10 protein-coding genes are annotated in these 13,788 nt (G+C 74.0%); 3 read left to right on the top strand and 7 right to left on the bottom strand.

Features of this window, described 5'->3' with window-relative positions; translation table 11 throughout:
* Positions 1-95: 95 nt before the first annotated feature.
* The 6 genes from ABZW30_RS25070 to ABZW30_RS25095 are packed head-to-tail and all read right to left on the bottom strand — an operon-like array spanning position 96 to position 8,958.
* The gene (locus ABZW30_RS25070; RefSeq protein ID WP_355673430.1) at positions 96-794 is read right to left on the bottom strand and encodes a formyltransferase family protein; all 699 of its coding nucleotides are present in this window, start codon (positions 792-794) and stop codon (positions 96-98) included.
* Positions 791-3,943 (bottom strand): non-ribosomal peptide synthetase, encoded by a 3,153-nt coding sequence (locus ABZW30_RS25075; RefSeq protein ID WP_355673495.1) that lies wholly within the window; start codon positions 3,941-3,943, stop codon positions 791-793. The genes ABZW30_RS25070 and ABZW30_RS25075 overlap by 4 nt, the downstream gene beginning before the upstream one ends.
* A gap of 2 nt (positions 3,944-3,945) precedes the next feature.
* Positions 3,946-4,983, bottom strand: a complete 1,038-nt coding sequence (locus ABZW30_RS25080) for an NAD-dependent epimerase/dehydratase family protein (protein WP_355673431.1) — start codon at positions 4,981-4,983, stop codon at positions 3,946-3,948.
* On the bottom strand, positions 4,980-6,950 hold the full coding sequence (locus ABZW30_RS25085; RefSeq protein WP_355673432.1) for a fatty acid CoA ligase family protein: 1,971 nt from the start codon (positions 6,948-6,950) through the stop codon (positions 4,980-4,982). Before ABZW30_RS25085 ends, ABZW30_RS25080 begins: the two co-directional genes overlap by 4 nt.
* Complete coding sequence (locus ABZW30_RS25090) at positions 6,947-7,906, bottom strand: 3-oxoacyl-[acyl-carrier-protein] synthase III C-terminal domain-containing protein (protein WP_355673433.1); 960 nt, start codon at positions 7,904-7,906, stop codon at positions 6,947-6,949. Before ABZW30_RS25090 ends, ABZW30_RS25085 begins: the two co-directional genes overlap by 4 nt.
* Before the next feature lie 2 nt (positions 7,907-7,908).
* On the bottom strand, positions 7,909-8,958 hold the full coding sequence (locus ABZW30_RS25095) for a 3-oxoacyl-[acyl-carrier-protein] synthase III C-terminal domain-containing protein (RefSeq protein WP_355673434.1): 1,050 nt from the start codon (positions 8,956-8,958) through the stop codon (positions 7,909-7,911).
* A gap of 1,103 nt (positions 8,959-10,061) precedes the next feature.
* Here ABZW30_RS25095 and ABZW30_RS25100 point away from each other — a divergent pair.
* From ABZW30_RS25100 to ABZW30_RS25110, 3 genes are all read left to right on the top strand, one after another.
* On the top strand, positions 10,062-10,736 hold the full coding sequence (locus tag ABZW30_RS25100) for a DedA family protein (protein ID WP_355673435.1): 675 nt from the start codon (positions 10,062-10,064) through the stop codon (positions 10,734-10,736).
* A gap of 179 nt (positions 10,737-10,915) precedes the next feature.
* Complete coding sequence (locus ABZW30_RS25105) at positions 10,916-11,605, top strand: O-methyltransferase (RefSeq protein ID WP_355673436.1); 690 nt, start codon at positions 10,916-10,918, stop codon at positions 11,603-11,605.
* A gap of 33 nt (positions 11,606-11,638) precedes the next feature.
* Positions 11,639-12,538 carry a Gfo/Idh/MocA family oxidoreductase gene (locus tag ABZW30_RS25110; protein WP_355673437.1) on the top strand — a complete coding sequence of 300 codons (900 nt, stop codon included), beginning with the start codon at positions 11,639-11,641 and terminating at the stop codon, positions 12,536-12,538.
* Between the two features lie 77 nt (positions 12,539-12,615).
* Here the strand turns inward: ABZW30_RS25110 and ABZW30_RS25115 are convergent, their stop codons facing one another.
* Positions 12,616-13,728, bottom strand: coding sequence for a hypothetical protein (locus ABZW30_RS25115; protein WP_355673438.1), 1,113 nt, complete (start codon positions 13,726-13,728; stop codon positions 12,616-12,618).
* Positions 13,729-13,788 lie beyond the last annotated feature (60 nt).

Here is a 13,788-nt window from a genome sequence, read left to right on the forward strand (position 1 = left end):
CCGGGGCGGCGTCCAGCCGGACCACCGGGGTGCCCCGGTCGGCGGCGGTGAGTTCCGGGCCGGCCGGGCTGTACGGCGCGTCGTGGGGCCGGTCGTCACGCCAGGGCTTCCGCGAGCTCGGGGAGGTAGGCGGCGAGGAAGCCCAGGTCGGTGGCGCGGGCGAACCTCGGGTGCTCCCGGTACCGGGGGAGCCGGGCCAGTGCCGTACGGCCGAAGTAGCCGCCGCTCCGCGCCTGCGGGGAGGCACCCGGGGAGGGGGCCGGGTCGCCGGGCCAGTCGGGGTCGGCCGCCACGAGTGGCAGGCACCGCTCGAAGAGCCGGTGACAGACCTGCAGTCCCCGGCGCATCACCACGTGGTACGGCTCCTCGGCACCGATCGGATAGGGCTCGGAGGCCAGGACGGGACCGGTGTCGATGCCCTCGTCGATGCGGTGGAGCGTGGCGGCGAACTCCGGCTCGCCGCCCAGCATGGCGTACACCAGGGCGACTTCGGGCATCCCGCGGTAGGCCGGGAGGGGGCCGTGGTGGACGTTGAGGACACGCAGCCCGGTGGACAGCACCGGAGCACGGAAGATCATCCGGTTGTTGACCGACCAGACCAGCCCGTCCGAGCAGGCCGCCGCCAGCTCGCCCGCGACCGCGTTGACGTCCGCGGTGCCGAGGAAGCGGACCCCGGACGGCACCGCTGCGGCGCCGTCCGCATCCGGGCCGCAGACCAGGTCCACCGGCAGCCCGCTGTCCAGCGTGTGCCGTACGGCGCGCCACAGCAGCGCGCCCTCACCGACGAAGATCACGCCTCGCTCCGCACGACGTCGACGGCAGCGACGACGCGGCCCAGGGTCAGCCCGTCGCTCAGCGGTCCGAGCCGGTCCAGCAGCCGCCGCTCGGCCGACCCGCCGAGCAGCTCCTCGCCGAGGGCCGACAGCATCTCCAGCACGGCGAGCGAATCGCCGCCCAGCGCGTGGAAGTCGGACGAGGCGTCGAGGCCCGTGGCCTCGCACCGCAGGACGCGCGACCAGATCTCCGCGGTCACGGCCGTCACGGCGCGATCGGTGCATGCACCGGAGCTCACCCCGCGCCGCTCCGCCCCGCCCGGTGAGGCGCCCGCACCCGCCGTGGCGGTGTCGAAGGGATCCGGCAGCGCCTTGCGGTCGGTCTTGCCGCTGGCGGTCTCCGGCAACGCCGGGAGAACGCGTACCACCGTGGGCACCAGGTGCGGCGGCAGCGACCGGGCCAGCTCGGCCCGTACGGCGGCCTCGTCGAAGGCGGTGACGCCCTGGGCGAGGACGACGAACGCACACAGGGCCCGTACCTCCTCGGTCCGGCCGCGGGCGACCACGGTGGCCTGGGCGATGTCCGGCATCCCGGTCAGCGCCGCTTCGACCTCGGCAGGTTCCACCCGGTGGCCGCGGATCTTCACCTGGTCGTCGACGCGTCCCGCGTACTCCAGTTGTCCGTCGGGCAGCCGCAGCACCAGGTCTCCGGTCCGGTAGGCGCGGCGGCCGTCGGGCAGGAGGACGAACCGTTCGCCGGTGAGGTCGGGGCGGCCCAGGTAACCGCGGGCCAGCTGCACGCCGGTGACGTACAGCTCGCCGGGCCGGCCGTCCGGGACCTCGCGCCGCCGCTCGTCCAGCACGCTCACCCCGGTGCGGTGCACCGGAACGCCGATCGGCGCCGATCCGCGCGAGATGCCGTCCTCGACGACGGCGACCGTACAGGCCAGCGTGGCCTCGGTGGGGCCGTAGGCGTTGACGATGAGACAGTCCGCTCCGAAGTCCTCGCGCGCCCGCCGGGCGGTGGCCGCGGTGAGGTTCTCACCGCCCAGCTGCAGCGCGCGGATGCCCGTCGGACGGACGCCGAGCCGTGCCGCGAGGTCGAGATGGGTCGGGGTGAGCGACAGGGTGTTGGCGAGCCGGCCCGAGAACATGTCGCGGAGCTTGAGGTGGTCGAGCTCGCCGGGCACCGGCACGACCGCTCCGCCGTGCAGCAGCGGCGGGAAGATCTGCATCAGCGACAGGTCGAAGCCGGGCGAGAAGGAGTACGCGGCACGGGTCCCCGCGTCGCATCGCATGAGCGGGGCCAGCCAGCCGACGGCGTTGACCAGGCTCCGGTGCTCCACCTGCACGCCCTTGGGGCGGCCGGTGGACCCCGAGGTGTAGATGACGTACGCCAGGTCGTCCGGGCCCGGCGCGGCGGTGGCGAGTGCCTCCCGCGTCCGCGCGTCGAACGGACCGTCGACGGCGGCGACGTCCTCCAGGAGGATCGTCGTACTGCCGAACTCCCCGGCGAGGTCGGCCCAGGCGGTCTCCGCCAGGCAGAACCGGGCCTGTGCGTCACGCAGCAGCTCCGCGACACGCCGCGCCGGATTGCGGACGTCGATGGGGAGGAACGCCGCGCCGGCCTTGAGGACGCCCCAGACGCCCGCGAGCCCGTACGCCGTGCGGTCGGCGATGACCCCGACGACCTCGCCGCGCCGCACGCCCCTGGCGAGCAGTTCGGCGCAGACGGCGTCGGAGCGCCGGTCCAATTCGCGGTACGACCAGTGCGCGGCGCCGCCGGTCACCGCGGGGGCCTGCGGGGAGCGGGCGGCCTGCGCGCGGAACAGCCGGACGACCGTGGTGTCCAGCGGCGGCAGCCCGTCGGGTCCTGGAGCGAGGAGCCGCTCGGCGGCGCCGGGCTCGCGCAGTCGCCGCGACTCCCGCGAACCTGCTGCCCGCAACCCCCCGGAACCCGCCGCCGGTGCGTCCGTCACGAGCGACCCGGCGATCCGGTCGACCAGCGCGTCGCAGCGCTCACCCACGTCCGCGGCCCCTCGGGCGGAGACCACCAGCTCGGTGTGGCCGGGCAGTTCGACCAGCACGACGCTGAAGGGCACCAGGGGGGCGTGGACGGGCAGGGCGTAGACCGTCCTCGCGGCGAACCCGTCCGTGCTGAACTCCGCGGGGTCCAGCCGGCCGGCGTGCGAGACGATCGCCGAGGCGAGGTGGCGCTGCCGTGCCAGGCCCGCGGCCCTGGAGGCGCGGACGAGGGCCGCGGCTACGGGCAGCGGAAGCCCGGCGAGCGACGCCTCCGTGCCGGCCGCCAGCTCCCGCCGGTCCGCGAGGGCGGCCAGCAACCGCCGGTGGACGGCGTCCGGCCCCTGGCCGGGCGGCACGTCGAGGAACACGGGCAGGGTGAGGTTCGCCGTGGCGGACGAGGCACGTGCGTGCCGTCGCAGGTCGACCGGCACCATGATCCGGGCCGGGGAGCCGACGGCTTCGGCGAGTGCCGCCGACACCCTCGCGGTCGCCGCCGCGGGCCGGCCGGGCACGGTCCGCCGCCGCCACACGGCGGCCGGGCCCGCCCTGCCGCCGAGCGGAGAACGCTGGTCGAGCCCGAGGCGGGGACGCTGTCCGGTCCTGCCCAGCGAGGCCAGGAGCCGGTAGTCCGTCAGCGTGTCCGCGGCGTCCTGCGGCGGCTCGCCCCTGAGGGCGCGGAAGACCTCGGCGGCCCAGGTCCGCAGGCCCTTGAGGTCCATCACCGCGTGCGCGGCGCGGAAGACCACGGTGGACGGCTGCCCGGTGAGCAGCAGCACCTCGCACGCCGGACGGTCCTCGGCCTGCGCCAAGTGGCCGGTCAGCTCCGGCAGTCCGGTCAGCGCGGTGCGGTCGAAGGAGTCGGCGTCCACGACCACGACCCTGGCCGGCACCCCGCTGTCGGTCCACGTCCGGCCGTGGCGCACGACCCGGGAACCGGGGCAGGACCGGGAGGCCCGTGCCACGGCGCGGGCCAGTGCCCGGGCAGCGATCTCCCCGTCGCCTTCGACCACGAGCTGGATCACCATCATCTCGCCGAGCCGGGCGGCGGCGAGGTAGGACCACTCGGTGGGCGAGACGGGCCGCCGGAAGACGCGGGCGCCCTCACCGACGGACCCGGTAGCGGACCGGGTGGTCGTGTCGTGCACGGTCAAGGCTTCACCTTTCGGATGAACTCGCCGACTCCGCCGATCTCGTCGATCCAGGCCGCCAGTTGGGCCATCCCGGTCTCGTGGTCCACCAGCGGCGCGCCGAGGTCGCGGCGCGCCGCCGAGGTGTCGTACGTGGCCGACCGGGTCAGCAGTGCCAGCGAGTAGCGGGACAGGGATGGGGACGTGTGCCTGGCGAGCGGGGGCAGCTTGCGCGCCATGTCCGCCGCGAAGGCGGCGGCACGCAGCGGTCCGAGGGGGACCCGCCTGGTCGGGGGCGTGCCGCCGAAGCGCTCGGCGAGGTCGGCCAGGGTGCTCCACACCTCCACCGGCTCCGGGTCCGCGATGAAGTAGGCCCGGCCGCCCACTCCTTGGGCCCGGGCGGCCCGGACACTCGCCTCGGCGGCGTTGTCGCAGTGGCACAGCGAGGCGTGGACGGGCCTGCCTCCGGAGAGGTCGGGCAGGCGCGCGGTCATCATCTTCGCCAGCAGACGCGGCATGAACCCGGAATGGTCGCGCGGGCCCCACACGGCGCGCGGCCGCAGTGCGACCGTGGTGAAGTCCGGCCGGTCGGCGGCCAGGACGAGACGTTCCGCGGCGGCCTTGGTCTCCGAGTACAGGTTGAGGAAGCGCTTCGGGTAGGGCTCGCCCTCGTCGATGCCGAGCCGGTCGCCGTCGCGGACACCCATCAGCGCGCTGGGACTGCCGATGAAGACGAACCGCCGTGCCCCGGCGTCCCTGGCCGCCGTCATCAGCCGCCGGGTGCCGTCGACGTTCTCGTCGCGGAACTGGGCCCGGGTGCCCCGGTCGGTGACCCGGGCGGCGCTGTGGTGCACCGCGTCGATCCCGTCCGCCGCCGCCCTCAGCGAGGCCGGGTCCCGCAGGTCGCCGTAGGCGAACTCGATGCCCGCCACGGTGCGCAGATGGCTGAGGTCGCTCCCCTCGCGCACCAGCACGCGGACCTCGTCGCCGGCCCGCAGACAGGCGTCGACGATGTGGCTGCCCAGGAATCCGGACGCGCCCGTCACCAGGACCTTCACGGCGAAACACCCTTCCTGCCGCCGCGGGCCGTCCGCCACCACGTCGCCCCGAAGAGCATCGTGAGAGCGGCGGTGGCCCACGGCCCGCGCCCGGTGGCGCGTTCCCGCTCGGCCCGCAGCGCGGCCGGTGTCTGCGCCGCGTGGACGACGACGCTGAGGAAGACGTCGAGCCACCACAACGCGGTGAGCAGCGGATGGTCCCGGGGCAGCAGCGGCCGGGCGGCCAGGTACGCCCAGCCGGCCAGCGGTACGGCGCGCAGCGCCAGACCCGCGGCCGTGGGGCGCCGGCTCCCGGTGAGCCGGTCCTCGGCCCAGCCGGCCAGCAGCTCCCGGCGGATCTTGGCGTTGTGGCGGACATCCACCGGGAACGCCGGGTGCGGCAGGAAGTCCGAGATCGGCTTCGTCATGGGGTTGTCCGCGCCGAGGGCGCGCAACTCGTCCGAGATGCGCGGCCATTGGTCCCGGCCGGTGCCCGGCGCCAGCTCCACGCACAGCACCGGCCGCTCCCGCCCGCGCGGCCCGACGCCGACCAGGGCGGTGCGCCGGACCCGCGGATGGGCGTTGAAGACGCTCTCGCAGCGCACCGTGTGCAGGTCGCCTTCGGGTGTGCGGACCCGCTGGCTCTTGCGTCCGCAGAACCAGATCCGGCCCGCCTCGTCGATCCATCCGACGTCACCGGTACGGTGCCAGCGGGTGACGCCGTCCTGGATCTTGTGGTCGGCGTCGGCCTGCGCCGTTCGGAAGTAGCGGGGGCTGACGGCCCGCCCACTCACCACGATCTCGCCCGGCTCACCGGGCGGTACGGCCAGGCCCGGCGCCCACCGGGGAACCGGCCCGTCGCTGATCGCGACGGTGCGCACCGCCGTGCCCGGCGCCGGGCGGCCCAGGCAGACACCGAGTCCGGCGGCCGGACCGTCGGCGAGCCCGGCCAGCGCCTCACGGCTCTCCAACAGCGCCACGGGCAGGGCCTCGGTCGCCCCGTAGGTGCTGAACACGCGTGCCTCGTCGGGCAGTACGGCGCGCAGTGCGCCCATCAGAGCGGGGCTCACCGGGGCGCCGCCGGAGATGACCAGGCGCAGCGAGGGCACCGGGGTCCCGGTCGCGGCCAGGTGGGAGGCGAAGGGGGCGAGCAGCGCCGGGGAGGCGAACATCGCGTCCACCCGGAAGCGCCGGATGGCGTCGGCGAGCGGCGCCGGGTCGGCGGCGCCGACCCGGGCCATGTCCATCCTCGGCATGACCACGGTGCGCCCGGCCACCAGGTCGAACACGCCCATGAGCGGCATGGTGACCAGGGTGGTCCTCGCGTCGTCCGTGAAGTGGCCCTCCTCGGTCCCCTGCGCCATCGCGCGCAGCATGCCGACGGTGACCTCCACCGGCTTGGCCGGACCGGTGCTGCCGGTGGTGTAGCCGATGAGCGCGAGGTCATCCGGGCCGGTCTGCGCCGGGGGCGGCACCGGCCGGCCGGCGCCGGCGGCGATCAGCTTGCGCAGGGCGGTGCCGTCCGCGCGGCCCACCGTGACCGAGCTGCGCACCCCGGCGAAGGCGCGCGGGCGCAGCCGCCGCAGCACCTGGGCCTTCGGGACGCCGATGAAGGCCTCCACGTGGACCCGCCGCAGGCAGTCGAGCATGCGGTCCAGGCCCATACCGGGATCCACCACGACCGGCACGGCTCCCACGTGCATCATGGCGAGGACCAGCGTCAGCAGGTCGCCGCCGGGCGGCACCAGCAGGGCCGTGCGGGTGCCGCGGCGGATGCCGTGCGCTTCCAGGCCGGCGGCGCAGGCCGCGACGGTGGTGGCGAGTTCGGCGTAGCAGACCGTGGTGTAGGCGGCGCGGCCGTCCGGCCCCGTGCGTTCCGCGTCGGGGTGGACGAGCGCGGTCCTGCCGGGGGTGCGGGCGGCGTGTCCGGCGAACACTTCCGCCGGGGAGGCATGCCGCTCCCGGGGGAGGGAGGGGGCGGGCGTCATCGGGTCGTCCCGTCGCCGGTGGCGGTCAGTCGGTAGAGCGAGGCCGCGGAGGTGAGTCCCGCGCCGACCGCGAGGAAGAGCACCCGGTCGTGTCCGGCAAGCCGGCCGGTGTCCAGGGCCTGGCGGTATCCGTGGACGAGCGCCGAGGTGTGCGGGTCGCCGTGGACGCCTTCGACGGTGACGGCGGCGTCGGAGGCGAGGCCGAGGCGTTTGGCGAGGCGCGCGGCGAACGCGGGTGACGGCTGTGAGGTGACCAGCAGGGTGCGGTCGAGGGCGACGTGCGCCCGCGCGGTGTCCTCGGCCGTGGCTGCGCCGTCCTCGGCGCTCAGCACGGTGCGCACGGAGTCGACGGCGAGGGCCAGCATGCGCTCCACGGCGTCGTCGTCGCGGTCCACGACGATGCTGTTCCGTCCGTCGGCACCGACGTCGGGCAGCGGCAGGTAGCCGTTGACCCCGTGCCCGCCGGGCAGGGACCGGTGGTGCACCCGGCCGAAGCCGAGTGTGTCACCGGTGTGTTCCAGCAGCAGGGCCGCTCCGGTGCTCGCGTACGGGAAGGCGGCCGTGCCGGCGCGGGAGGGGTCCGTCGACGGGTGGGTGTCGGCGCAGACCACCATCACGCGACGGGCGCCGCCGGTCGAGAGCAGGGCGTCGGCCGCCTGGACGGCGTTGAGCACGCCGCAGGCCCCGTTCATCAGGTCGAAGGAGAACGCGGCCCGCCGGTCGGGGGAGCGGAGGTAGTCGAGGTTGATGCCGATGCTCTTCTGGATGAGCGCGGCGACGGACGGTTCGACGATGTTGGAGTCGCGGTAGACGCCGACGTTGACGAGGACGTCGACGTCGGCGGCGGACAGCCCGGCCTGGTCCAGGCAGGCGCGGCCGGCGGCGGCCGCGTGGCCGATGGAGCTGCCGGACCCGTCGGCCGGGGCGAGCGCGGCCGAGGTGATGACGGTGGCCATGGTCACACCTCCAGGGAGGAGACGGTCGCGGACAGGAAACCGGTCACGACACCCGAGGCCGCGGGCACCATCAGCACCTTCGACCCCTCGGGTATGCGGCCCTCGGCGAGCGCCTGGTGCAGCACCAGGTAGTGCGAGGTGGTCGCGGTGTTGGCCAGCCGGTCGACGACGGAGAGGGACGGCGGCATGGGTGCGGCGAAGCGGCTCTCGCCCGTGGCGTTCATGAAGTCCACGAACCGGGTGCCGACCTGGTGGTGGATGACGAAGTCGTATCCCTCGTCGGCGAATCGGCGTCCCTGCTCGGCCAGCCTGTCCCCGTGGAAGGCCGGCCACAGCGAGAGCCGGTCCTCGGCGTGCATCTGCTTGTTGTCGGTGTACATGGCCATGCCGCCGGTGCCGTCACTGGGCATGCCGAGGCACAGGTGCGAGTACTCCGAGCACGTCATGAGCTCGATGTCGTGGATCACGTCCCGGTCGTCCGTCGCGCGGTCCATCACCAGCGCGACGGCGGAGTCCCCCACGGACATCGACGCGAACTGCGGGTCCCTGCTGTCCTCCATCTCACGCGCGGCGGTGAAGGCGATGGGGGAGATGTGCTCCCCGCTCAGCACCAGGCCGTTGCGCACGGTACCGGCGCGGATCATCCGGTCCAGCAGGAGGACACCGGTCATCATGCCCGCGCAGGCGTTGGAGACGTCGAAGTGGACGGCGCGCTCCGCGCCGAGCTCCTTGGCGATGCGGTGCGCGAACGAAGGCTCGAACTGGAGGCGCCCGCCGTCGGCCGTGCGGCTGATGGAGCAGGAGATCACGGCGTCGATCTCGTCCGGTGCGTACCGGGACCGGCCCAGACAGTCCCGGGCCGCCGACACCGCCATCGTGAGGCTGTTCTCGGGGTGCTGCGCGGTGTCGTCCGCCACCCGTCGCTCCGTCGTCCCGGTGATCTTCACGAGGTCGAACTCCGGAGCCTTCTCCAGGCGGTCGAGGAGTTCCCGGGTGCTCATCACCGTTGCGGGGAGGTAGGCCCCGATGGCTTCTAACCGAGTCTTGTTCACGACACCCTCTTTCTTTCTCGCGCGGGTCCGGCTGATTAAAGCCACGTAAAATCACACGAGGTGAATCGACATCACCTTCGTGCACGCCGGAACTCGATGCGCCCATGGCTACTTCGCGGACTTCTCCCTGGCCGCGGGAGTGCCGCATGACGTGGCCGCGCCAATCACTGTCGGAGACTATCGCATTACTCAAAGCGACATCGCTTCGCGGGCGTGTGACGATCGCCACCCGCCATTTCCGGCCTCGCGTGCGCAGCCACGGCAAGGGGCTCGGAGCGGCCGGAGGCCGCGGATCCCTCCTGTTCGAAGGCGCCGTGGCGAACAGCTGCCGCACTGGCGGAGATCGATCGGCGGCCGGGACGGCCGGCGAAGGGAGCCCGACCCGTCCCGGGATTCGAAGCCGCCTGTGAAGAGGTCCCCCTCGGGGCGCCCGCTGTCCTTTCTGTGCGGATGGTTCGGCCCGGCGGGCGGGTGATCCGGTGGAGCGGGGAACTGCCCTTCTTTTCCCGGATTCCCGCCCCGCTGCCACCGAACCTGAAAGCGTGGTGTCGGGGCCGTTCGCCTGATGAGTGGGCGGCGTTTGAGATCCGACTGCCTGACGGGTGGGCGGTCCGAACCGACCTCGATCCAAGGCGGTCTCCGCGAATGACGACCCTCCGCGCGGGCCGTCCAGGGCAAGCCGCGGGACCGGTACCACCAGGCGCCGCCGATGCCCTTCGGCATGGACGCCGACGAGCTCGGCAAGCCGGCCGGGGCGCACCCGGCGATCACCGACGTGCGCGAGGTGTACCCGGAGGGCGGGCGCGGCCCGGTGCGCGCCCTGCTGCCTCCCGTTCGCGCGCTGGATCAAGCAGTGGCCGTCGGTGGTCGCGCCGCGTTTTGCCGAATCTTGAAGAAATGCTGGTCAGCCCGGAACCATGGCCTCGGGGCGTACGTCGTAACGACGGGTGATCGGCCGGGGGGACGGGCCGCCCGGCACGTTAGGCTGCGCCCCGGGGACACTTGGGGGAGCGGCCTGGTGCCGCCATCGGACAACCGCCGGGACGGTATGCGGCTCCTGCGAGGGCCGGGACCGGTCCCGACCTGCCACGGAGGTACTGGCCTTGCACATCGACGCCTGGATCGAGAGCGTCCCGCCGACCGCGGTGTACGCCCTGATCGGCCTGATCATCGGGATCGAATCGCTGGGCATCCCGCTGCCCGGTGAGATCGCGCTGGTCACGGCGTCCTTGATGGCGGTCAAGGGTGTGGTGAGCCCGTGGGGGATCGCGGCCTGCGCGGTCGCGGGGGCGATCATCGGTGACTCGATCGGCTACTCGATCGGCCGCAAGGGGGGCAAGCCGCTCTTCGAGAAGCTGGGACGGAAGTTCCCCAAGCACTTCGGGCCCTCGCACCTGGCGACCGCCGAGCGCTCCTTCCAGAAGTGGGGCATGTGGGCGGTGTTCTTCGGCCGCTTCATCGCCCTGCTGCGCATCTTCGCCGGTCCGCTGGCGGGCGCGCTGAAGATGCCGTACTGGAAGTTCCTGATCGCCAACGTGCTGGGCGGCGTGATCTGGGCCGGCGGCACGACGCTGCTGGTCTTCAAGGTGGGCAAGGCCATCGAGCCGTGGCTCTCCCGGTTCTCGTGGGCGGGGCTGGCGGCGGCGGTCCTGGTCGGTGCCACCTCGGCCTGGGTGATGAAGCGCCGGGCCGCCAAGACCCACGCCAGGATCGAGGCGGAGGAGGCGGCCAAGGCCGCCGAGGCGGCGCAGAGCGTCAAGGCTCCCGTCGCGGAGTAGCGGCGTAACCGTGCAACGCCGGCACGGAGCGTGGCGAGCGGTCGTCCGGAGCGTGGCGAGCGGTCGTCCGGAACGTGGCGAGCGGTCGTCCGGAACGTGGCGAGTGGTCGTCCAGGCGCTGTCGGGCCCCCGGAGTAGCATCGGCGGAACCTGCCGAACTCGCACCACTGGAGGGCCCGATGACGCAGCCGACGCAGCCGACGCAGCAGTCCACGTGGGACGCCGTGGACACGTACTTCTCCGAGCAGCTGGTCGGGCACGACCCGGCACTGGAGGCCGCGACCGCCGCCGCCGACGCGGCCGGGCTGCCGAAGATCGCAGTGGCCCCCAACCAGGGCAAGCTGCTGCACCTGCTGGCGCTGGCCCGGGGCGCGCGCCGGATCCTGGAGATCGGCACGCTCGGCGGCTACAGCGCGATCTGGCTGGCCCGGGCGCTGCCCGCGGACGGCACCCTGATCTCCCTGGAGATCGACCCCAAGCACGCCGAGGTGGCGCGCGGCAACCTGGCTCGCGCGGGGCTGGAGAAGGTCGCCGAGGTGCGGCTCGGCCGGGCCGCCGACTCGCTGGCGGCGCTGGTGGAACAGGGCGAGGAGCCCTTCGACCTCGTCTTCATCGACGCGGACAAGCCGAGCAACCCCGAGTACTTCCGCCGGGCGCTCCAGCTGACCCGGCCGGGCTCGCTGATCATCGTCGACAACGTGGTGCGCGGTGGCGCGATCGCCGACGCCGCCAGCACCGACCCGGCGGTCGTCGCCACCCGCGCCCTGCACGAGCTGATCGCGGCCGAGCCGAGGGTCACCGCGACCTCGGTGCAGACGGTCGGCAGCAAGGGCTACGACGGCTTCACGCTGGCCCGCGTACAGGGCTGAACCGGACCCAGGACCAGAGCGAGCGGAGACATCGTGCGGATCGGACTGCTGGGCACCGGCACCTGGGCGGAGCGGGTGCACGCGCCCGTGCTGGCGGAGCACCCCGGGCTGGAGTTCACCGGCGTCTGGGGCCGCCGACCGGAGGCGGCCGAGGCACTGGGCGCGGCGCACGGCGTGCCCGGGTACGCCGACCTCGACCGGCTGCTCGCCGAGGTGGACGCGGTCTCCATCGCGCTGCCCCCGTCCGTCCAGGCCGGCCTGGCGGTGCGGGCCGCCGAGGCCGGCTGCCACCTGCTGCTGGACAAGCCGGTCGCGTTCGCCGTACCGGACGCCCGCGCGGTGGCCGAGGCGGTGCGCGAGCACAAGGTCGCCTCGGTGGTGTTCTTCACGGTGCGCTTCGGCGGCGAGCAGATCCCGTGGATCGAGCGGCAGACCGAGTTGGGGGGCTGGTTCACCGGCCGCTCGGACTGGCTCGGCTCGGTGTTCGCCCCGGGCAGCACCAGCCCGTACGCGGCCTCGCCGTGGCGCCGGGAGAAGGGCTCGCTGTGGGACGTCGGCCCGCACGCGCTGTCGGTCCTGCTGCCGGTGCTGGGTGACGCGACGGAGGTCACGGCGGTCGCCGGTCGGCTGGACACCGTCCACCTGGTGCTGCGGCACGCCGGCGGCGCCTCCAGCACCCTCGCGCTCAGCCTGACCGCCCCGATGGCGGGCGGCGGCGTCGCCATGGAGCTGCGCGGCGAGCACGGCGTGGCGCACCTGCCCGAGCGCGGCGAGGGCCCGACCACCGCCCTGCACCGCGCCCTGGACGCCCTGCGGTCCTCCGCCGCCTCCGGTGAGCCGCACCCTTGCGGGGCGGACTTCGGCCTGCGGGTGGTGGAGATCCTGGCCGCCGCCGAGCGCTCCCTCGCCGACGGCGGCCCGGTGGCGGTCTGAGGCCGCTCCCGTATCTTCTCGATCTTCTCCACTTCGACCGGCACGGAACCCCGCCGGCAGACGTCGGTGAGGCCCGGTCAGGTCGGTGGCAGGGTGGGCCGGGGCGCGTCCGGGCGGCGGTCGGTGGGGCGGGCCGGGGGGATGACCGGGGCATGGAAGTCGCGCGGGCCGGTCCACAGGGCGGGGACGGCGTCGCTGCGGCGGGCCAGTTCGTAGGCCAGGGCCTCGTAGTTGACTCGCCAGCCGTGGAAGTGCCGCCAGGCGTCCTCGACCGGACGTTCGCTCGGGAAGCCGGAGGCGGTGATCATGGCGACCGCGCCCAGGTACTCGGTGTAGCTGAGGCGGATCGAGGTGCCCGGGTCCGGGTCGGGGTCGAAGTTGACGCGCAGTGAGCGGGCGATGTCGCGCATCGCGGTGAAGCCGGCCCGGAGCACCAGCCGGGCCTCGGCCGGGGCCGAGCGCGGGCAGAGGGCGAGGTGGAGGGCGGCGGCGTCCATCACCGCGATCAGGCCGACCACCCAGCTGCGGTTGGGCTGCGGGGAGCGGAAGGAGAGCAGCACCGGGTAGTTGGAGTGGCTCTCGCCGATGTCGGCGGCCAGCCGCTCCCAGTCCCGGTAGAGCTGGGGGAGCGCCGTCTCGGTGTCCACCAGGGACTGGCGGGCCAGCAGCTCCGGGCCCCAGGCGGGCTCGCCGGCCCGGGACTGCAGCAGCGTCACCTCGGTCTCGCGCCGCTGGTAGGCGGCGTAGAGGGTGGGCAGATACGCGATCTGCAGGGCGATCACCAGCGGGCCGCTGGCGGCGGCCATGAAGTCGAGCGCGGACAGCTGCAGCCGCTCGCCGCTGGCGTAGCCGAGGGTGAAGAGGCTGGATCCGGCCTCCCGGATGGCCGTCGACCAGCTGAGGTCGGAGGTGCCGTGCAGCAGCAGCGTGTAGGCGATCAGCATCCCGCTGAGCCACACCGTGAGCATGCCGAGCAGCACCAGCGGTGCCAGCCAGGTCAGCGCGCGGTCCTGCGCGTGGTAGCCACCGCGGAACGGCGTGGCCCAGAGCCGCAGCGCGGTGCGCAGCACCGCCCAGAGCCGGTACACCAGGGCCGAGTAGAGCCCGCGCGGGACGACCAGGGTGCGCAGGATGCTGCCGACGACCATCAGCAGGACGAGCACGCCGAGCAGCGTGTGGATCAACCTCATGCCGCCCATTCTGGCGGTCGCGCACGGTGGTCGCGGGGCCGGGCGCCGTCGACGGTGGGT

It is taken from the genome of Kitasatospora sp. NPDC004669 (assembly GCF_040609455.1).
GTDB lineage: Bacteria > Actinomycetota > Actinomycetes > Streptomycetales > Streptomycetaceae > Kitasatospora.

Bases quoted from the DNA above. Each gene is read 5' to 3' on its own strand.
- ABZW30_RS25085 (WP_355673432.1), bottom strand. From the start codon at position 6,950: ATGACGCCCGCCCCCTCCCTCCCCCGGGAGCGGCATGCCTCCCCGGCG.
- ABZW30_RS25115 (WP_355673438.1), bottom strand. From the start codon at position 13,728: ATGAGGTTGATCCACACGCTGCTCGGCGTGCTCGTCCTGCTGATGGTC.
- ABZW30_RS25105 (WP_355673436.1), top strand. From the start codon at position 10,916: ATGACGCAGCCGACGCAGCCGACGCAGCAGTCCACGTGGGACGCCGTG.
- ABZW30_RS25090 (WP_355673433.1), bottom strand. From the start codon at position 7,906: ATGGCCACCGTCATCACCTCGGCCGCGCTCGCCCCGGCCGACGGGTCC.